At 63.5% G+C, this 17,425-nt stretch carries 18 protein-coding genes and 1 pseudogene; 9 read left to right on the forward strand and 10 right to left on the reverse strand.

Annotated features, from left to right (window positions below; all coding sequences use genetic code 11):
* Window positions 1–11 precede the first annotated feature (11 nt).
* From trhP to ACZ889_RS22920, 5 genes and pseudogenes are all read left to right on the forward strand, one after another.
* Window positions 12–1,346, forward strand: coding sequence for a prephenate-dependent tRNA uridine(34) hydroxylase TrhP (gene trhP / locus ACZ889_RS22900; protein WP_047604607.1), 1,335 nt, complete (start codon window positions 12–14; stop codon window positions 1,344–1,346).
* Window positions 1,347–1,477: 131 nt separating this feature from the next.
* A pseudogene (locus tag ACZ889_RS22905) lies at window positions 1,478–1,828 on the forward strand (copper resistance protein B); the annotation flags it as partial.
* A complete protein-coding gene (locus ACZ889_RS22910) occupies window positions 1,807–2,235 on the forward strand; it encodes a DUF411 domain-containing protein (protein WP_003248913.1) in 429 nt (142 codons plus the stop codon). The pseudogene ACZ889_RS22905 and the gene ACZ889_RS22910, both read left to right, overlap by 22 nt.
* A complete protein-coding gene (locus tag ACZ889_RS22915) occupies window positions 2,235–2,672 on the forward strand; it encodes a YqaA family protein (protein WP_003248912.1) in 438 nt (145 codons plus the stop codon). The genes ACZ889_RS22910 and ACZ889_RS22915 overlap by 1 nt, the downstream gene beginning before the upstream one ends.
* A gap of 75 nt (window positions 2,673–2,747) precedes the next feature.
* Window positions 2,748–3,746 (forward strand): alpha/beta fold hydrolase, encoded by a 999-nt coding sequence (locus tag ACZ889_RS22920; RefSeq protein WP_012053114.1) that lies wholly within the window; start codon window positions 2,748–2,750, stop codon window positions 3,744–3,746.
* Window positions 3,747–3,818: 72 nt separating this feature from the next.
* Here the strand turns inward: ACZ889_RS22920 and ACZ889_RS22925 are convergent, their stop codons facing one another.
* The 6 genes from ACZ889_RS22925 to ACZ889_RS22950 form a co-directional block, all read right to left on the reverse strand.
* Window positions 3,819–4,400, reverse strand: coding sequence for a DinB family protein (locus tag ACZ889_RS22925; RefSeq protein ID WP_012053115.1), 582 nt, complete (start codon window positions 4,398–4,400; stop codon window positions 3,819–3,821).
* Window positions 4,401–4,413: 13 nt separating this feature from the next.
* A complete protein-coding gene (gene zapE, locus ACZ889_RS22930; RefSeq protein ID WP_476257837.1) occupies window positions 4,414–5,520 on the reverse strand; it encodes a cell division protein ZapE in 1,107 nt (368 codons plus the stop codon).
* Window positions 5,521–5,562: 42 nt separating this feature from the next.
* Entirely contained in the window at window positions 5,563–6,708 is a 1,146-nt protein-coding gene (locus ACZ889_RS22935) for a PQQ-dependent sugar dehydrogenase (protein ID WP_047604604.1), read from the reverse strand.
* Between the two features lie 22 nt (window positions 6,709–6,730).
* Complete coding sequence (locus tag ACZ889_RS22940; RefSeq protein ID WP_014861516.1) at window positions 6,731–7,048, reverse strand: hypothetical protein; 318 nt, start codon at window positions 7,046–7,048, stop codon at window positions 6,731–6,733.
* A gap of 155 nt (window positions 7,049–7,203) precedes the next feature.
* Window positions 7,204–8,169, reverse strand: coding sequence for an agmatinase (gene speB / locus ACZ889_RS22945; protein ID WP_004576768.1), 966 nt, complete (start codon window positions 8,167–8,169; stop codon window positions 7,204–7,206).
* Window positions 8,170–8,194: 25 nt separating this feature from the next.
* Window positions 8,195–9,280 (reverse strand): extracellular solute-binding protein, encoded by a 1,086-nt coding sequence (locus tag ACZ889_RS22950; RefSeq protein ID WP_476257838.1) that lies wholly within the window; start codon window positions 9,278–9,280, stop codon window positions 8,195–8,197.
* Between the two features lie 102 nt (window positions 9,281–9,382).
* Here ACZ889_RS22950 and ACZ889_RS22955 point away from each other — a divergent pair, with 102 nt between their 5' ends.
* Window positions 9,383–10,273 carry a LysR family transcriptional regulator gene (locus tag ACZ889_RS22955; protein ID WP_476257839.1) on the forward strand — a complete coding sequence of 297 codons (891 nt, stop codon included), beginning with the start codon at window positions 9,383–9,385 and terminating at the stop codon, window positions 10,271–10,273.
* A gap of 128 nt (window positions 10,274–10,401) precedes the next feature.
* On the opposite strand, the gene ACZ889_RS22960 is transcribed toward ACZ889_RS22955, so the two are convergent.
* Window positions 10,402–12,828, reverse strand: coding sequence for a TonB-dependent receptor (locus ACZ889_RS22960; RefSeq protein WP_319006940.1), 2,427 nt, complete (start codon window positions 12,826–12,828; stop codon window positions 10,402–10,404).
* Between the two features lie 369 nt (window positions 12,829–13,197).
* On the reverse strand, window positions 13,198–14,322 hold the full coding sequence (locus tag ACZ889_RS22965; protein WP_476257840.1) for a sigma-70 family RNA polymerase sigma factor: 1,125 nt from the start codon (window positions 14,320–14,322) through the stop codon (window positions 13,198–13,200).
* A gap of 131 nt (window positions 14,323–14,453) precedes the next feature.
* On the opposite strand from ACZ889_RS22965, the gene ACZ889_RS22970 reads away from it, so the two are divergent.
* On the forward strand, window positions 14,454–14,933 hold the full coding sequence (locus ACZ889_RS22970; RefSeq protein ID WP_476257841.1) for an LEA/WHy family protein: 480 nt from the start codon (window positions 14,454–14,456) through the stop codon (window positions 14,931–14,933).
* Window positions 14,934–14,953: 20 nt separating this feature from the next.
* Here ACZ889_RS22970 and ACZ889_RS22975 read toward each other — a convergent pair whose 3' ends face one another.
* Window positions 14,954–15,217 carry a hypothetical protein gene (locus tag ACZ889_RS22975; RefSeq protein ID WP_003248880.1) on the reverse strand — a complete coding sequence of 88 codons (264 nt, stop codon included), beginning with the start codon at window positions 15,215–15,217 and terminating at the stop codon, window positions 14,954–14,956.
* 130 nt (window positions 15,218–15,347) lie between these two features.
* On the opposite strand from ACZ889_RS22975, the gene ACZ889_RS22980 reads away from it, so the two are divergent.
* Window positions 15,348–15,668: an ElaB/YgaM/YqjD family protein gene (locus ACZ889_RS22980; protein WP_003248878.1), complete on the forward strand. Its 321-nt coding sequence runs from the start codon at window positions 15,348–15,350 to the stop codon at window positions 15,666–15,668.
* Window positions 15,669–15,690: 22 nt separating this feature from the next.
* Here ACZ889_RS22980 and ACZ889_RS22985 read toward each other — a convergent pair whose 3' ends face one another.
* Window positions 15,691–16,308, reverse strand: a complete 618-nt coding sequence (locus ACZ889_RS22985; RefSeq protein ID WP_003248869.1) for a MiaE family protein — start codon at window positions 16,306–16,308, stop codon at window positions 15,691–15,693.
* 154 nt (window positions 16,309–16,462) lie between these two features.
* Between ACZ889_RS22985 and ACZ889_RS22990 the strand changes: the two genes are divergently transcribed.
* Window positions 16,463–17,326, forward strand: a complete 864-nt coding sequence (locus ACZ889_RS22990; protein ID WP_012053126.1) for a universal stress protein — start codon at window positions 16,463–16,465, stop codon at window positions 17,324–17,326.
* Window positions 17,327–17,425 lie beyond the last annotated feature (99 nt).

Raw genomic sequence — 17,425 nt, forward strand, 5'->3', positions numbered from 1 at the left:
CCGGTGCGCACATGAACCCTACTGCCAAGCCCGAACTGCTGGCCCCCGCCGGCACCCTCAAGACCATGCGCTACGCGTTTGCCTACGGCGCCGATGCGGTCTACGCCGGCCAGCCGCGTTACAGCTTGCGGGTGCGCAACAACGCGTTCGATCACGCCAACCTGGCGCTGGGGATCGAGGAGGCGCACGCCTTGGGCAAGCGCTTCTACGTGGTGGTCAACATCGCCCCGCACAATGCCAAGCTCAAAACCTTCCTCAAGGACCTGGCACCCGTGATCGAGATGGCGCCGGACGCGCTGATCATGTCCGACCCCGGGCTGATCATGCTGGTGCGCCAGCACTTCCCACAGATGCCGGTGCACCTGTCGGTGCAGGCCAACACTGTCAACTGGGCCAGCGTGCAGTTCTGGCAGCAACTTGGCCTGACCCGGGTGATCCTGTCACGGGAGCTGTCGCTGGACGAAATCGAGGAAATCCGCCAGCAGGTGCCGGGCATGGAACTGGAAGTGTTCGTGCACGGCGCCCTGTGCATGGCCTATTCCGGCCGTTGCCTGCTGTCGGGCTACCTCAACAAGCGTGACGCCAACCAGGGTAGCTGCACCAATGCCTGCCGCTGGAAGTACGACGCCACGCCGGCCACCGAGAACGCCACCGGTGACATCGTGCGCCAAGTGCAGCCCACCCTGGGCCTGGGTGCGCCCACCGACCAAGTGTTCCTGCTGCAGGAAAGCAACCGCCCCGGCACTGAAATGCCGGCGTTCGAGGATGAGCACGGCACCTACATCATGAACGCCAAGGACCTGCGCGCCATTCAGCACGTCGAGCGCCTGGCCTTGATGGGCGTGCATTCGCTGAAGATCGAAGGCCGCACCAAATCGCACTTCTACTGTGCCCGCGCGGTACAGTCGTATCGCCAGGCGATCGACGACGCGGTGGCCGGGCGACCATTCGACCGCGCCCTGATGGGCAACCTCGAATCCCTGGCGCAACGCGGTTACACCGAAGGTTTCCTGCGCCGCCACGTGCACGACGAGTACCAGAACTACCAGCGCGGCAACTCGGTGTCCGAGCGCCAACAATTCGTTGGCGAGCTGACCGGCGTGCGCGTCGACGGCCTGGCCGAGGTCAAGGTGAAGAACCGCTTCGCCGTGGGCGACCATCTGGAGCTGATGACCCCGCGTGGTAACTACCACTTCGACCTGCACCGCCTGTGCAACCGCCAGCAGCACGCCATCGAGGTAGCACCGGGCGATGGCCACGTGGTGTATCTGCCGATCCCGGAACAGGTTGCCCTCGACTACGGCCTGCTGATGCGCGACCTGCGCATCGACGAAGCAGCAAGCTGACAACACTGTAATGTGCACCTCAGCTACCTGACAGCCGGCGGCAGCGAACATCGTGGCGCTTCTGCATGAGGCCACGCCATGTTGCGCAACCCCTCGCGCCGTACGTTTGTCAAAGGCCTGGGCGCCGCCAGCACGCAGGCGGGCGGCAACAAACCGCGCTGCGCCTGGAAGCCGCTTACGCTATGCTGCTGACCAACCGCTGGATACTGGAGCCGACCCTGGAGGCCAACCTCTACGGGCGCAACGACGCCGGGCGCGAGCAAGGCGCGGGGTTGGCCGACAGCGTGGTGGGCCTGCGCCTGCGCGACGAGATCACGCACGGCTTCGCCCCCTACGTCGGGCTCAGTTTCAACCGCCTGCGCGGCTCACGAGCCAACCAGGCCCTGGAAGACGGCGAAGATCTGGGCCGGACCCGCCTTGTCGCCGGTATCCGCCTGCGTTTTTTAAGGAGTGCTTCACCATGCTGCGCAAACACCTGCTGACCCTGAGCCTGCTGGCCGTCACTGGCCTGGCCCAGGCCGCCGAGACCATCGACGTCTACCGCGACCCCAACTGCGGCTGCTGCAAGGCCTGGATCAGCCACCTGCGTGACAACGGCTTTACCGTCAACGACCACGTCGAGCCAAACATGAGCGCCGTCAAGCAACGCCTCGGCGTGGCGCCACGCCTAGCGTCGTGCCACACCGGGGTGATCGACGGCAAGTTCGTCGAAGGCCACGTGCCGGCCGAGCAGGTGCGCCTGCTGGCCAAGCGCAACGACCTCAAGGGCCTGGCGGTGCCGGGCATGCCCATGGGCTCGCCCGGCATGGAGATGGGTGACCACAAGGATGCCTACCAGGTCATCGGGGTGACCCAGGATGGCCAGGACACCGTGGTCGCCAACTACTGATGCTCAGCCTGGGGGCGCTGTTTCTCAGCGCCTTTGGTGCCGCCACCCTGCTGCCGCTGCAATCAGAGGCCGTGCTGGTCGGTCTGTTGCTGCGCCAGCCCGAGGCATGGGCGATCCTGCTGCTGGTAGCCACCCTGGGCAACGTGCTCGGCTCGGTGGTCAACTGGCTGCTGGGCCGGGCCATCGAGCACCTGCGCGACAAACGCTGGTTCCCTTTCAGCGCTGCCCAGCTGGCGCGTGCGCAGCAGCGCTACCAACGCTGGGGGCAATGGTCGCTGCTGCTCAGCTGGATGCCGGTGATCGGTGACCCGCTTACGCTGATCGCCGGGATCATGCGTGAGCCGTTCTGGCGCTTCCTGTTGCTGGTGACCCTGGCCAAGGCTGGCCGCTATGCAGTGCTTGCCATGATCACCCTGGGCTGGTTTCACGCCTGGTAACACCTTTCAGGTTTCGCGTGGTCCACTGCCTGTTACAGTCGCCCCATTCAACCTGGCCCTACACGGAGTGCCCCCATGCTGCGCGCAACCGCCCTCGCCCTGGCCTGCCTTGCCAGCAGTTCGGCCATCGCTGCCGAGTCGCCTACCTACGGCCCCCAGCTTGAAGGCTTCAGCTACCCGCACCCCCTCAAGCATTTCGACTTCAAGTCCCAGGGCCAGGCCCTGCAGATGGGCTACATGGACGTGCCCGCCCAGGGCCAGGCCAACGGCCACAACGTGGTGCTGATGCACGGCAAGAACTTCTGCGCCGCCACCTGGGAAACCACCATCGACGCCTTGAGCAAGGCCGGCTACCGGGTCATCGCGCCCGACCAGGTCGGCTTCTGTACGTCAAGCAAACCGGCGCATTACCAGTACAGCTTTCAGCAACTGGCCGACAATACCCATGCCCTGCTCGAACAGCTGGGTGTGAAACAAACCATTGTGCTCGGCCACTCCACCGGCGGCATGCTGGCCACCCGCTATGCGCTGATGTACCCCCAGCAGGTGGAACGCCTGGCAATGGTCAACCCGATCGGCCTGGAAGACTGGAAAGCGCTGGGGGTGCCCTACCGCACCGTGGACCAGTGGTATGCCCGCGAACTCAAGCTGGATGCCGAAGGCGTACGTGCATATGAGCGCAAGACCTATTACGCCGGGCGCTGGAAGCCTGAGTACGAACGCTGGGTGCAGATGCTGGTGGGCTTGAACAAAGGGCCGGGGCATGAAGCGGTGGCGTGGAACTCGGCGCTGATCTACGACATGATCTTCACCCAGCCGGTGTACCACGAATTCAAGCACCTGCAGATGCCGACCCTGCTGCTGATCGGCGACCAGGACACCACGGCCATCGGCAGCGATATCGCGCCGCCGGAGGTAAAGGCCAAGCTGGGCAACTATGCAGAGCTGGGGCCGCAGGTGGCCAAGCTGATACCCAAAGGTGAGCTGATCACGTTCGAAGGCATGGGGCACGCGCCGCAAATCGAGGAACCGGTGCGGTTCAATCGCACCCTGGTCGAATGGCTGGGCAAGTGAGCCAATGATTGGCCCCTGTGGCAGCGTACGCTTTTGTACTTTGCACAAGACCGCTGCTGCCACAGGGTGCCATTACACTTTCCAGACCTGCTCTTCTGTCCAGCCCAGCTCGGCAAAGTCGCCCGCCCGCAACTCGGCCTCTTCCTCGCAGAAAAACTCATCCAGCTGTGGTGGCCTGACCGCTGTATCACTGAGCATCGCGTGCACCTGCCCACGGTGATGCACCTGATGTTCGAACAGATGCGCCAGCAACCGCAGCCGCTGCTCGCGCTGCACCCGATCGGGCCGCACGACGCTCACATAGCGGCCAAGGTCGCCATCACTCAGCCCCCGGCAGTAGGCGATCAAACGGTGGTCAGCCTGGGCCTGCTCGGCATGCAGATCGGTGCAGGTGGCAAACGGCTGCTCCGGGTCGAAAAAGCGTTCGCCGTCGGCATCGGGCTGCTCGCCGCGCTGCTCGCACTCGAGCATATGCAGGTAAAACCAATCCACCGTCAGCAAGTGGTTGAGGGTGGCCTTGATCGACGGGAAGAAGCTGCAACGCGGGGCGACGAACTCGTCCTGGGTCAGTTGCAGGCAGGCCTTGTACAGGCGGTGGTTGGCCCAGCCATTGTTATAGGCCTGGGTCAGCAGATGATGCGATAGCGGCTGCATGGTCGGCTCCTTTTCAGGCGAAGCGTTGCAGTTGCATCTCCCGTAGCCGGCTGAGGGTGCGCTGGTACGGGAACGCCAGATACCCTTGAGTGTAGAGGGCATCGAGCGGCACCTGTGCCTCCAGGTACAACGCCACCCGACGGTCATAGCATTCGTCGACCAAGGCAATGAAGCGGCGAACCGCATCGTCCTTGGGCGACAGCGCCGGCAGTTCACGGTCACCCGCCACGACCCTCGCCGCGCCATCTTCGGTGCCTCGGGCAATACGCCCCGCCCGCTGTTCCCCGCCCAGCGCCGGAATGCCGGAGACCAGAATCGAGGGAAAACGGTCGCACAAGGCCATGAACTCCATGGCCGCCAAGGGTTGATCGCACAGATCGGTGAAACGACACCAGATAGCCTGCTCACTGCGCCGCACGACGTGAATGTGCCTTGAGCCAATAACCAAGGGCTGATCCGTGCCGGCGTCTTCGGGGCTGAGCTGGCGAAACACCTCGGCCAACTGGCTGGCCTGCCCTGCCTCGGCTACCCAATAGCGCTGCCGCGCTTCACCGGGGTGCAGGCGGTGATCCTGCTCGCCCGCTACCGGCAGGACCTGCATGTGACGACCAATGGCGGCGATGGCCGGCAGGAACCGCTCGCGGTTGAAACCATCGCGGTAGAGCTGCTCGGGTGGCTGGTTGGAAGTGGCAACAATCACCACGCCCTGGTCGAACAATACCTGGAACAGGCGGCCGAGGATGATCGCATCACCGATGTCGTTGACGAACAGTTCATCAAAGCACAGCACACGGATTTGCCGCGCCAGCTCCGCCGCCAGGGCTAATAGCGGGTCGGCGGTGCCGTTGAGCTGAAACAGGCGTTGATGCACCCAGGCCATGAAGTGGTGAAAGTGCTGGCGCCGCCCAGGTATGCGCAGACACTGGTGGAACTGGTCCATCAGCCAGGTCTTGCCGCGCCCGACCGGGCCCCAGAGGTAGAGGCCCTGGGTGGGGCGACCCTGCTCGAGGGACTGGAAGCAGGCTTGCAAGGCCTCGACGACGCGGGCCTGGGCGGGGTCAGCGACGTAGCCCCGAGTGCTCAGGGCTTGCTGGTAGAGGGTTTGGGGGTCGATGGCCATGGCCGCATTCTACCCGACTGTCACCCTCGGTGCAGGCGCGCGTCAGTCGGCCAGGCCGACCTTGAGTAGCGCGCCGTCCTTGTCATCGGTCAGTACATACAGGTAACCATCTGGCCCCATCCGCACATCACGGATACGTGCCTTCAGGTCACCGAGCAACCGCTCTTCGTGCACCACCTTGTCACCCTCCAGTTGCAAGCGGATCAATTCCTGCGTGGCCAGCGCCCCTATGAACAGATTGTGGTCCCAGGCCTTGAACGTTGGGCTGTCGTAGAACGCCATACCGCTGATACCCGGTGACTTTTCCCATACATGGTGCGGGTCGACCATGCCGTCCACATGCTCGCCCTTGGCCTCGGGGATGGGCAGCAGCGAGTAGTTGATGCCGTGGGTCGCAATCGGCCAACCATAGTTCTTGCCAGGCTTTGGGATGTTGATTTCATCCCCGCCGCGCGGGCCGTGTTCGTGGGTCCACAGCTGGCCGGTCCAGGGGTTGAGCGCGGCGCCTTGCTGATTACGGTGGCCGTACGACCAGATCTCCGGGCGCACGTTGTCCTTGCCGACGAAGGGGTTGTCTTTGGGCACTTCGCCGTCCGGCAGAATACGCACGACCTTGCCTTGCAACTTGTCCAGGTCCTGGGCAGTGGGACGTTGGTTGTTCTCGCCCAGGGCGATGAACAGGTAGCCATTGCGGTCGAACACCAGCCGCGAGCCGAAGTGGTTACCCACCGACAGCTTGGGCAGCTGGCGGAAGATCACGGTGAAATGCTCCAGCCGGGCGCGGTCCTCGGACAGCTGCCCGCGGCCGACCGCAGTACCGGCCTTGCCGTCACTGCCCTCCTCGGCGTAGGACAGGTAAACGGTGCGGTCCTTGCCGAACTCCGGTGACAGTGCCACATCCAACAAGCCGCCCTGGCCTTCGGCCCAGACCTTGGGTACACCGCTGATCGGCGGGCCGACCTTGCCTTCGGCATTGACCAGCCGCAGGTTGCCGGCGCGCTCGGTCACCAGCATGTCCTTGCCACCGGGCAGGAAGGCCAGGGCCCAGGGGTTGCGCAGGCCATCGGCAAGCGTGTCGACGATCAAGGTGCCTTCTTCGCTGGGGAACCGCTGTTCGGCCGCCGCATGCGCCCACAGTGGCAGCAGCGCGGCGGCGGTCAGGGTGACTAGCCAGGGTGCTCGAAGCATGCCGGATTCCTTTCAAGTGGGCTTAAGGCGCACGAGGGTTGTCGCGCGGTGGCCGGGTGGGTTCCAGGTTCGGGGTTTGCTGCTGACGGCGCAGGTTGTCGCCATTGCCGATGCCGCGGTTGTCCAGGGTGGGTGGGCGCTGGTACGGGTCGGTGGACGGGCCACGTACCGGAGGCGTAGCTGGCATGCTGCCTTGACGACTGTTGGGGTTGGCCCGCTGGATCGGGCTGTTGTAAGGGTTGCTGTTGCCGGCAGCATGTTGCACGGGCTGCTGCGCAGCTGCGTGCGCGGGCAGGCACAGCGCCAGGCTGAGGGCCAGGATGGGCAATGTCGGGGTCATGCTTCACCTCCTGTACGAAAATGCCGCGCCTGGTGGGTTTGATAGCCTAAGGCGCGAGGGGTTCGCGGCAAAAGTGTGAATGCGGGTGGAGTTGATTCCTGATGTTTCAGTATGGGCCGCGGAGGGCTGCTTCGCCCTCCAATGGCCGCAACCTTCTACTGGCCGTTATCCACCTTGTGCCGCGCCGCATACAGGCACAGCATCTCCATGGCCAGGGTTGCCCCGGCCAATGCAGTGATATCGGCATGGTCATAGGCTGGCGCCACTTCCACCAAGTCCATGCCTACCAGGTTGATGCCACGCAGCCCACCCAGAATCTCCAGCGCCTGCACCGTGCTCAGCCCGCCACACACCGGCGTTCCGGTACCGGGCGCGTAGGCCGGGTCGAGGCAGTCGATGTCGAAGGTCAGGTACACCGGCCGCTCGCCCACCCGCTGGCGAATCGCTGCAATCACCGCCTCTGTGCCCTGGCGGTGCACCTGCCTGGCGTCGAGAATGGCAAAGCCCTGGCTGTCGTCATTGGTCGTGCGCAGGCCAATCTGCACCGAGTGGGCCGGGTCAACCAGGCCTTCGCGGGCGGCATGCCAGAACATGGTGCCGTGGTCGATGCGCTTACCCGCCTCGTCCGGCCAGGTGTCACTGTGCGCATCGAAATGGATCAGCGCCAGCGGGCCATGGCGGCGGGCGTGAGCCTTGAGCAGCGGGTAGCTGATGAAGTGGTCGCCACCAAGGGTCAGCATGGCGCAACCCGCCTGCAGAATGTGCTCGGCATGGGCCTCGATGCTGTCCGGTACCGACTGCGGCGTGCCGCTGTCGAAGGGGCAGTCGCCATAGTCGATGACCGCCAGGTGGTCGAACGGGTCGAACGCCCACGGCCAGTGGCGGGCCCAGGCCTGCTGGACCGAGGCAGCACGGATCGCCCGCGGGCCGAAGCGCGCGCCGGGGCGGTTACTGGTGGCCGTGTCGAACGGCACACCGCTGACCACCACATCCACACCGCGCAAGTCGCGGCTGTAGCGGCGGCGGGAAAAACTGACAACACCGGCGTAGGTGCTTTCTGCGGCGGTACCATACAGGCTATCGCGGGTCATGGCCTGGTCATTGCTTGCGGCTTGGTCCACGGTCGGGCTCCTTGATTGTCATGGGCTACTGCCGGCTGCGGAAGGCGGTCCACAGACGGTTGCGTTGGCGCAGGTCGGCCAAGGCCATGCTGCGGTCGGCATACAGGCGCTGACGCACCTCGGCCGACGGATAGATATCCGGGTCGTTGCGCACCGCTTCGTCCACCAGCGGCGTGGCAGCCTGGTTGGCATTGGCGAAGAACAGCGTGTTGGTCAGCGCTGCCACCGACTCTGGCTTGAGCATGAAGGCGATGAACGCCCGTGCGGCCTCGGGGTGCGGGGCGTCCTTGGGGATGACCAGGTTGTCCTGCCATACCAGCGTGCCTTCGCGGGGGATGCGGTAGATCACCTCGAACGGCTTGCCGGCACGACGGGCCTGGTCGGCGGCCATCGCGGCATCACCGTTGTAGGTCAGCGCCAGGCACACGCTGCCATTGGCCAGGTCGTTGATCTGCCGGCCGTTGGCAACGTAGCTGACCGACGGCTGCAACTGGCTGAGCAGGTTCTGCGCGGCAGCCAGGTCATCCTTGTTCTGGCTGTAAGGGTCCTTGCCCAGGTAGTTCAGGGCTACGCCGATCACCTCCTGGGGCGAGTCAGGCAAAGCGATGCCGCAACCCTTCAGGCGGGTGGCGTACTCGGGCTTGAACAACAGGTCGAGGCTGTCCAGCGGTACATCGCCAAGGCGCTGGCGTACTGCCTCCACATTTACCCCCAGGCCCAGCGTGCCCCAGGTGTACGGCACAGCATGGCGGTTGCCGGGGTCAACCTCGGCCAGTTTGCCCAGCAGGTCCTTGTCGAGGTTGCCATAGCCAGGCATGGCCTGAGCGTTCAGCGGTTGCAGGGCATTGGCCTTGAGCGCTCGGGCCAGCACGGTGGATGACGGCACCACCACGTCGTAGCCGCTACCACCGGTCAACAGCTTGGTTTCCAGCACCTCGGGGGTGTCAAAGGTGTCGTAACGCACCTTGTAGCCCGTTTCCTGTTCGAAGCGCTGCAGGGTTTGCGGGGCGACGTAATCGGCCCAGCTGTAAAGATTGACGACCTTTTCTTCGGCCTGCAGCGGCAGGGCCAGGGCCAGAACCAGAGACAAAAGGCACAACGATCGACGCATGGCGGACACCTCGGTAAATGGGTGGATGCCGCGAGCATGCCAGCCGGGTTACATTGCACAAATGGCAAGTTTGCAAAGCTGACATTCATCAGGAGCAATGTAATGCTCGGACAAGTGCACGACCCCGACCTGCACCTGCTGCGGCTGTTCGTCACTGTAGTCGAGGCAGGTGGCTTCAGCGCCGCTCAAGGCGTGCTGGGCCTGAGCCAGCCCACCATCAGCCAGCGCATGGCGCAACTGGAGGCACGCTTGGGTTACCGCCTGTGCAGCCGCGGCAAGGGTGGTTTTCGCCTGACGGAAAAAGGTGAATTGCTATTGGAGGCGGCGCGTGGGCTGCTGCTGAACATCGAGCAGTTTCGCCAGCAGGCCAACGGCGTTGCCGGGCGGCTGCTGGGAACTGTACGCATAGGCATGGCGGAAAATCAGGACAAGGCGGTGAGCCTGAAACTGGCGGCGGCCATTGCGGCATTTCGCAGGCGAGAAGAATCGGTGCAACTGGAGCTTGTCAGTGCACCGCCGGCGGAGCTGGAACGGCTGTTGCTGGAGCAGCGACTGGACTATGCCATCAGCTACTTTTCCGGCAACCAGGCGGCCTTTGATTACCAGCCCTTGTTCGCGGAGCGCCAGCGGCTGTATTGCGGCAAGGGGCATGTGCTGTATGGCGAGACGGATGTTGGGCTTGAGCGGTTGCTGGACATGGACCAGGTGCGCCATCCGTACCGTTTTCTCAAAGGGGGCGAGCCATTCCAGAGCAGACGCAGCACGGCAGTGGCGGAGCAGATCGAAAGCGTGCTGACGTTCATTCTGTCTGGGCGGCATATTGGCTACTTGCCATGCCACTGTGCACAGGCCTGGGAGGCCGAGGGGCTGTTATGGGCGCTGGACCCTGAGCTTGATTTTGCGGTGCCGTTCACCCTGGCCCGGCACCGGGCACAGGGGGTTGGCGAGGCAGCCCATGTATTTGCGCAGGATTTGCTGGCGGCGTTTGCCTGAACCGGCCCCTTCGCGGGTAAACCCGCTCCTACGCCGGATCGAGGGTGGACACGCATCGGTGGCTGGGCACAGGCACCGTCGTGTAGGAGCGGGTTCACCCGCGAAAGGGCCGGTTCAGGCAACCACAATCAGTAAGCCATGCTCCAGCTCAGGGTGTAGGTCCGCCCGCGCCCCTGGTAGTCATACAGATACGCCGGCCCGTAGGTCGGCGAATAGAACAACGTCGCACGCTGTCCCCATACCGTGCTGTACTGCTTGTCCAGCACGTTCTGGATACCGGCACTGACGGTGCCGAAACCGGTGTCCTGGCTGCCCAGCAGGTCGAAGGTGGTGTAGCCGTCAATCTCGTGATCGGCATCGTCCTTCAGGCTGAAGGCATGGTTGGCCTGCAACCGTGCACTGCGGCCATCGCCCTTCCAGCCGACAAATGCGGTGGCCTTGGACAACGAGGCATAACGGGCATCGCGCTTGATCCAGCCGCCATCCTCGGCCTCTTCCTCGGAGCGTGTCATGTGCAATGTGCCGCCAGTTTCCCAGCCGGTCTGGAAGTGCCGGGTCAGTGCACCTTCAAAGCCAAAGTCGCGGCTTTTCTGCTCTTCCACGTCGATGGTCAGCGTTTGCGAATCGACGTTGATGATCTTGTCCGACCAGATGTAGTACAGCGCTGCCTGTGCATCCCAATCCAGGTCGGCATAGCGCCAGCCCACTTCCACCTGGCGGCTCTTGATACCGGCCAACGGGTTATCGGCCACGCTCAGGCCCGGCTTGCCGTAGTACTTGGCCGGGTCAGGCAGGTCGAAGCCTTCGCCATAGTTGCTCCACACCTGGTGGCCGTTCTTGAAGTCGTAGATGGCACCGACGTTGAACAGGTTGACCTGATAGTCGTTACTGCCGCCGGGCACGCCCTTGAAGTCGCTGACATCCACGTCCATCTGCTGGCGCCGGGCGCCACCGGACAACGTCAGGTTGTCGGTGGCATGCCAGTCCAGCTGGGCATACACCGACACACCATCCACCCGGTAGCTGGGGTAGCGTGCGGCCTTGCTGTCTTTTTCCAGCTCCAGGCCACCCGACTCGGACGAGGTCTGGGCGTTGAAGGTGGTTTGCTCGGCATTGAAGCGCTCGCGGTCCAGGTCGACGCCGTAGGTCAGCTTCAGCGTATCCCACTGTTTGGCAAACAGGCCCTTGAGGCTGGTGACTTCGAAGTTTTGCTGCGAGGCGGCAAAGTACACCCCGCGCGAGCCGGTGGGCGTGGCACGGTTGTAGTACGGGAACGGGTAGAAGTTGTCGTCTTCCTTCCGGTACGAAGCCTGCAGGTAGAAGTCCTGGCCGAGCACGTCGGTGTGGTGGTAATTGGCGTTGAGCAGCAAGCGCCGCGTACGCGGCTCCAGGTCCGATGAATAACCGCTGCGCAGTTCGGCGTCTTCCAGGTCGGATGGCGCGTTGTAGTTCAGGTTGGGGAAGTAGATACCCGTGCTGCCGTGGTTGCCCGAGTCGTAGTACTGGGCCAACAGGTCGAGGCTCTGCTGGTCGTTCAGCTGCAGGCCCAAGGTACCGAGTACGTCGATGGTGCGGTTGTACTGCAGGTCGGTCTGGGTGTTGTCGATGAAGATCTGGTCGCCAGCACCATCGTAGAAGGCTTCGTTCTGCTCACCGGAAACGCCCAACCGGGCATTGACCCGTTCGTTGCCGCCGCTGACCGACTGGGCGAAGCGAGTGGCCAGGTCGTCGCTGTTGTTGAAACCGCTGCTGGCCCCCAACTGGGTCTCGAAGCGCGCCGGGCCAGGCTCGCCCTTTTTGGTCACGATGTTGATGATGCCGCCAGTGGCGCCACCGCCGTAGATGGCGCTGGCGCCAGACAGCACTTCGACGCGCTCGACGTTGAACGGCGAAATGCTGTCGAACTGGCGCGACAGGCCGCGGGAGCTGTTCTGGCTGACCCCGTCGATCATCACCAGCACGTTGCGCCCACGCATGTTCTGGCCGTAATTGGTGCGCCCTTCCGGCGCCAGGTCAAGGCCCGGTACCAGCTTGCCAATGGCTTCCTTCAGGCTGACGCCGCTGTCGATCTGCTCGCGCAATTGCTGCTGGTCGACCACCCAGACGGTCCCAGGGATTTCGCTGATGGCAGTGCTGGTGCGCGAGGCTACGCTGACTTCGATCGGCTTGAGGTTGACCGCCTGCGGCGCGGCCTCGGCCTTGCGCAGGGTGACGGTGCGAGCCTCGCTGAACTGCCAGCTCATGCCGCTGCCGGCCAACAACTGCTGCAGGGCCTGCTCGACACTGTAGTTGCCCTGCAACGCCGGGCTGACCTGGCCGGCGACATCGCCTGTGGTGTACAGCAGGTGCAGGCCGGCTTGGTCGGCGAAGGTGGTCAGCGCCTGGTCCAGCGGCTGGGCTGGCAGGTCGAGCTGGACCTGGCGGGCCTGCATCTGGGTCTGTTCGGCAGTCGTCGCGGCCCCTGCGTGCAGGGGGCCGAGCAACAGGGCCATGGCACTGCAAGACATCAAGGCATGGTGAAAAGGACCGCGACGGCGGTGCAAGGGCTTGAGCATCAGAGGCACGAATGAGCTTCCTGACAAGTCGTAAATGAGAATGGGTTGCTGATCAGTCTCACTACGACGATCTGGCTTGCAGGAACTTGCAGTGGCAAATGGAAATATTTTTGTTCCTGTCCGGCCTCTTCGCGGGCAAGCCCACTCCTAGGCTCTGTACGAAAAGCCTTGATACTTGTTCATGCTGCGTTGAAAACCGCCTCGGAATGCTCATGTACTCCAGTACACTCCGCTTCCTCGGCTGTTTTCGCCTTGCCTGACCTGCGTCTCAAGACTTTTCGTACAGAGCCTACAACGACTGCGCCCGCCTGAAGGTTGTGCGACCTGTGCAGGAACGGGCTTGCCCGCTAAGAGGCCGGCACAGGCTGATCAATGCACCACGGCCAACCATGGCAGGTAGGTCACCTTCAGGCCATACCGCTGCTCCAACGTCCGCAACAGGGCCTCAGGTTCATCTAGGTCAAACACCCCGCTCACCTCCATCGCAGCCAGCTTGCTGTCGGACAACACAATGCGCCCATGCCGGTATCGCTCAAGCTCCGTCAGCACCTGCCCCAGCGGCTTGCCGTTGAAGATCAGCTTGCCACGCTGCCAGGCCATCTGCGTGCCGGCATCGGCCGCCACCGCCAGTTCATGTTCACCCACCTTGGCTTCACCGCGTGCCAACACGACGTGGCCATCGCGCTGCACGCTGAAGGTGGCAGCATTGCCCTGCACCCGCGCACCGGCCGTTTCGACCACAAACGGACGTGAATCATCGGCGGTCTCGAACAGCGCCTCACCCGCATCGAGTACCACACGCCGCTCATGCTCGCTGAACGCCACGCTCAAGGCACTGGCGCTGTTCAGCGTCACCCGTGTGCCATCTGCCAGAGTAATGACCTGCCGTTCGCCCACGGCGGTGTGGTAATCGGCCAGCAGTATCGGGGCTTGCTGCCAACCCGCCACGGCGGCGACCAGCAACACCACCGAAGCCGCCACACCCGCCTGCTTCAGCCGGCCGCGGCAATGGCGCAAGGCCTGGCCGATATACTTTGCCACCATGCTCTCGGAAACCCCCAGGCGTTGAGCGACCTGCTTCTGGGTCAGGCCCTCGACACGGTTGAGCAACAGCGCCTGGCGGGCATTGTCGGGCAACTGCAGCAGCGCCTGGTCAAGAATCTGCAAACGCTCGCGGGCCAGCAACGCCGCCTCGGGTGCCGGCGCCGGGCAGGCCACCTCACAGGCTCCGTCGCTGTCGTCGTGGCTGGCGGCGATGCGTTGCTCACGGCGCAAGGCGTCAATCGCCAGGTTGCCGGCCACACGGAAGATGAAACTGCGCGCGTGCACCACCGGCACCGCCTGCTCGTCGATGTTCACCAGCTTCAGGTAGGTTTCCTGCGCCACATCGGCCGCGCGCTGACGGTCGCTCATGCGCCGCGTCAGAAACTGCAGCAGGTCGTCGTAGTGCTCCTGGAAGCTTGCCAGCAGGCCCGACATGGGTGAAGTCAGCATGATTGGGGAACAGCCAGTAAGAGAGGTTATCGGGCGTTAATGAGAAACAGTATCTTTCATATGAACCGATACTTTCAACGTCGACGCGCATTTGCCACACTGCCAGCTCCACTCCGGCAAGGTCACAGCCCATGACTGCCCGTCTGTACCGCTACACCCGCCTGTTTCTGGTCCTGCTGATGGCCTTTGGCCTGGCGGCCTGTGCGCTGCTCCAGCCACGCGACCCGGTGAACATCAGCGTGATCGGCATCGAACCACTGCCCGGGCAGGAGCTGGAACTGCGCATGGCGGTGAAAATGCGGGTGCAAAACCCCAATGAGGTACCGATCGATTACAACGGCATTGCCTTGAACCTGGAAGTGAACGGCCAGCCGCTGGCCGCTGGTGTCAGTGACCAGCAGGGGCACATTGGCCGCTACGACGAAGCGGTGATCGTGGTGCCGGTAAGCATCACGGCGTTTTCCTTCCTGCGCCAGGCCTATGGGCTGGGCAAGGTAGATTCGCTGCAGGGTCTACCCTACAAGCTGCGCGGCAAACTGGCCGGCGGGCCGCTGGGGACCGTGCGTTTTACCGATGAAGGCAAGCTGGACCTGCCCAAGGGCACCTACTGATAAGCGCCGGGCGGGTGTGCTCAGCGGTTGGCGCTGGCTGCGGCCATCAGCTTGTTGACTTCGCTGCGCACCATGCTGGCGTACTCAGGCGGCGTCATGCCGTCCAGTTCGGCGCGCACCCACTCGGCCCATTTGCCCTTGCGCCGTGGCTTTTCGGCAATCAGCCGGGCGGCTTCGCCCTTGGCTTTGCCCAGGTTGTTCTGCCACATCTCGAACAACCGGGCCTTCTCTGCCTCGATCTGCGCCCGTTCCTCGAAGCTCATGTTGGCCAGATTGAAACTCATGAAGGTACCTGCAGGTTTGAAAATGGCCGCTATCTTACACCCAGGCACAGCATCACCGGAAAGCCGCCGCAACTTTCCCGACGTGGCGGCATCCATTGTTCACATCACCCCCATTGACGAGGACGAGTTCATGGCCCGGAAAAACGCCACGCTGGCGGACAGCGATCAGATCAAGGACCAGGTATTCAGCGAACTGCAATCGCTGATAGAAGAATCGGAAAAACTGCTGAACGACAGTGCCGCACTGGTCGGCGAAGAAGCAGAGACGTTGCGCGCCCAGGTGAGCCTGAAGCTGCGCCAGGCACGCCAGGCGGCGAGCAACGTGCGCAGCAAGGCGCAACCGGTGGTGGACGCCACTCAGGACTACATCGGCGGCCACCCCTGGCAGACCGTGGCCATTTCCGCCGGCCTCGGGTTGGCGGTAGGCCTGCTACTGGGTCGGCGCAGTTAAGGCCTGCGCCGCCTGGTGCACATCAGGCGGCCAAAGCCTGCGGGATGCCGCTGTGGAAGCGCAGTTCCTGGTCTGGCGACTGGATCAGCTCCATTTCCGCAGCGCGTACCAGCTCGACACGGCGGGCGATGTCCGCCTCATCACCGTAGTTGTGCGCCAGTTTCAGGTAGCCCTGGTAGTGGCGCGCTTCGCTTTTCAGCAACCCGTGGTAGAAGCGGCCCAGCTCTTCATCCAGATGTGGCACCAGCGCGGCAAAACGTTCGCAACTGCGCGCCTCGATGAACGCCCCCACCACCAGTGTATCCACCAGCTTGACCGGCTCGTGGGCGCGCACCAGTCGGCGCAACCCCGACGCGTAACGCCCCGCCGATACCGGGCGCAACGGCACCCCGCGACGCTTCATGAGGCGTAACACCTGTTCGTGATGCACCAGCTCCTCGCGGGCCAGGCGCGACATCATGTTGATCAGATCAAGGTGAGTGTTGTACTTGGCGATCAGGCTCAAGGCCGTGCTGGCGGCCTTGAACTCGCAGTTCTTGTGGTCGATCAGCAGGGTTTCCTGGTCGGCGAGCGCCGCTTCGATCCAGGCGTCTGGCGTCGGGCAGCCAAGAAAGGCGTCGATTTCGGGGATCAGGGACATAAGCGTGCAACCACACAGAACAGGCAGGGCCGGCGATTATACCGGCGGCGGCTGGCGATGCCAGTGACTATGCTTGATGTACATCAAGCGCTGGAGGGGGAAGCGCCGACTATAGTCAGGCATTGGTCGCCATCATCGAAGGGAGTTAACGCCCATGCAAGCCGTCCGCAGCATTCTCGTCGTCCTCGACCCCGCGCACGCTCACAGCCGGGCGCTTACGCGCGCCAAGCTGATTGCAGGCGTCACGGGCGCACGCCTGCACTTGCTGATGTGTGACAAGCGGCATGATCACAGTGCGCTGCTCAGCCTGCTGAGCAGCCAGTTGCATGATGACGGCTACGCCAATGTCACCCATGAAGAGGGCTGGCGCGACAGCCTGCACGACACCATCATCCATGTACAGCAGGCCGAAGGCTGCGAACTGGTGATCAAGGAACACCGCCCGGACAACCCGCTGAAAAAGGCCCTGCTCACCCCCAGCGACTGGAAGCTGCTGCGCCAATGCCCGGGTACCGTGCTGATGGTCAAGAGCGAACGGCCGTGGACCGGGGGCAAGATTTTGGCGGCGGTGGACGTGGGTAACCAGGACGAAGACCACCGCCGCCTGCATGCCAGCATCATCGACCACGGCTTCGAGATTGCCAAACTGGCCAAGGGAGAACTGCATGTCATCAGCGCCCACCCGTCGCCGATGCTGTCAGCGTCGGACCCGGCCTACCAGCTGAGCGATACGATCGAAAAACGCTACCGTGAAGCATGCAAGGCGTTCCAGGCCGAATACGGCATCAGCGATGAGTGCCTGCACGTGGCCGAAGGGCCAGCGGATGTGTTGATTCCACATACCGAAAAGAAGCTCAATGCAGTGGTGACCGTGATAGGCACGGTGTGCCGCACGGGGATTTCCGGGGCGTTGATTGGCAATACCTCGGAAGTGGTGCTGGATGCGCTGGAGGGCGATGTGCTGGTGCTCAAGAGCGAAGAAGCCATCGCCCACCTGGCGGAGCTGGCCCGCGGCTGAGTAGGCAATATGCAGGCCCCTTGTAGGAGCGGGTTCACCCGCGAATGCGTCATTGATTTCAACGCCACATTCGCAGGCAAACCCGCCCCAAGGTTCCGT

The organism is Pseudomonas sp. TE3895 (genome assembly GCF_056278855.1).

Bases quoted from the DNA above. Each gene is read 5' to 3' on its own strand.
- trhP (WP_047604607.1), top strand. From the start codon at position 12: ATGAACCCTACTGCCAAGCCCGAACTGCTGGCCCCCGCCGGCACCCTC.
- ACZ889_RS22910 (WP_003248913.1), top strand. From the start codon at position 1,807: ATGCTGCGCAAACACCTGCTGACCCTGAGCCTGCTGGCCGTCACTGGC.
- ACZ889_RS22915 (WP_003248912.1), top strand. From the start codon at position 2,235: ATGCTCAGCCTGGGGGCGCTGTTTCTCAGCGCCTTTGGTGCCGCCACC.
- ACZ889_RS22920 (WP_012053114.1), top strand. From the start codon at position 2,748: ATGCTGCGCGCAACCGCCCTCGCCCTGGCCTGCCTTGCCAGCAGTTCG.
- ACZ889_RS22925 (WP_012053115.1), bottom strand. From the start codon at position 4,400: ATGCAGCCGCTATCGCATCATCTGCTGACCCAGGCCTATAACAATGGC.
- zapE (WP_476257837.1), bottom strand. From the start codon at position 5,520: ATGGCCATCGACCCCCAAACCCTCTACCAGCAAGCCCTGAGCACTCGG.
- ACZ889_RS22935 (WP_047604604.1), bottom strand. From the start codon at position 6,708: ATGCTTCGAGCACCCTGGCTAGTCACCCTGACCGCCGCCGCGCTGCTG.
- ACZ889_RS22940 (WP_014861516.1), bottom strand. From the start codon at position 7,048: ATGACCCCGACATTGCCCATCCTGGCCCTCAGCCTGGCGCTGTGCCTG.
- ACZ889_RS22950 (WP_476257838.1), bottom strand. From the start codon at position 9,280: ATGCGTCGATCGTTGTGCCTTTTGTCTCTGGTTCTGGCCCTGGCCCTG.
- ACZ889_RS22955 (WP_476257839.1), top strand. From the start codon at position 9,383: ATGCTCGGACAAGTGCACGACCCCGACCTGCACCTGCTGCGGCTGTTC.
- ACZ889_RS22960 (WP_319006940.1), bottom strand. From the start codon at position 12,828: ATGCTCAAGCCCTTGCACCGCCGTCGCGGTCCTTTTCACCATGCCTTG.
- ACZ889_RS22965 (WP_476257840.1), bottom strand. From the start codon at position 14,322: ATGCTGACTTCACCCATGTCGGGCCTGCTGGCAAGCTTCCAGGAGCAC.
- ACZ889_RS22970 (WP_476257841.1), top strand. From the start codon at position 14,454: ATGACTGCCCGTCTGTACCGCTACACCCGCCTGTTTCTGGTCCTGCTG.
- ACZ889_RS22975 (WP_003248880.1), bottom strand. From the start codon at position 15,217: ATGAGTTTCAATCTGGCCAACATGAGCTTCGAGGAACGGGCGCAGATC.
- ACZ889_RS22980 (WP_003248878.1), top strand. From the start codon at position 15,348: ATGGCCCGGAAAAACGCCACGCTGGCGGACAGCGATCAGATCAAGGAC.
- ACZ889_RS22985 (WP_003248869.1), bottom strand. From the start codon at position 16,308: ATGTCCCTGATCCCCGAAATCGACGCCTTTCTTGGCTGCCCGACGCCA.
- ACZ889_RS22990 (WP_012053126.1), top strand. From the start codon at position 16,463: ATGCAAGCCGTCCGCAGCATTCTCGTCGTCCTCGACCCCGCGCACGCT.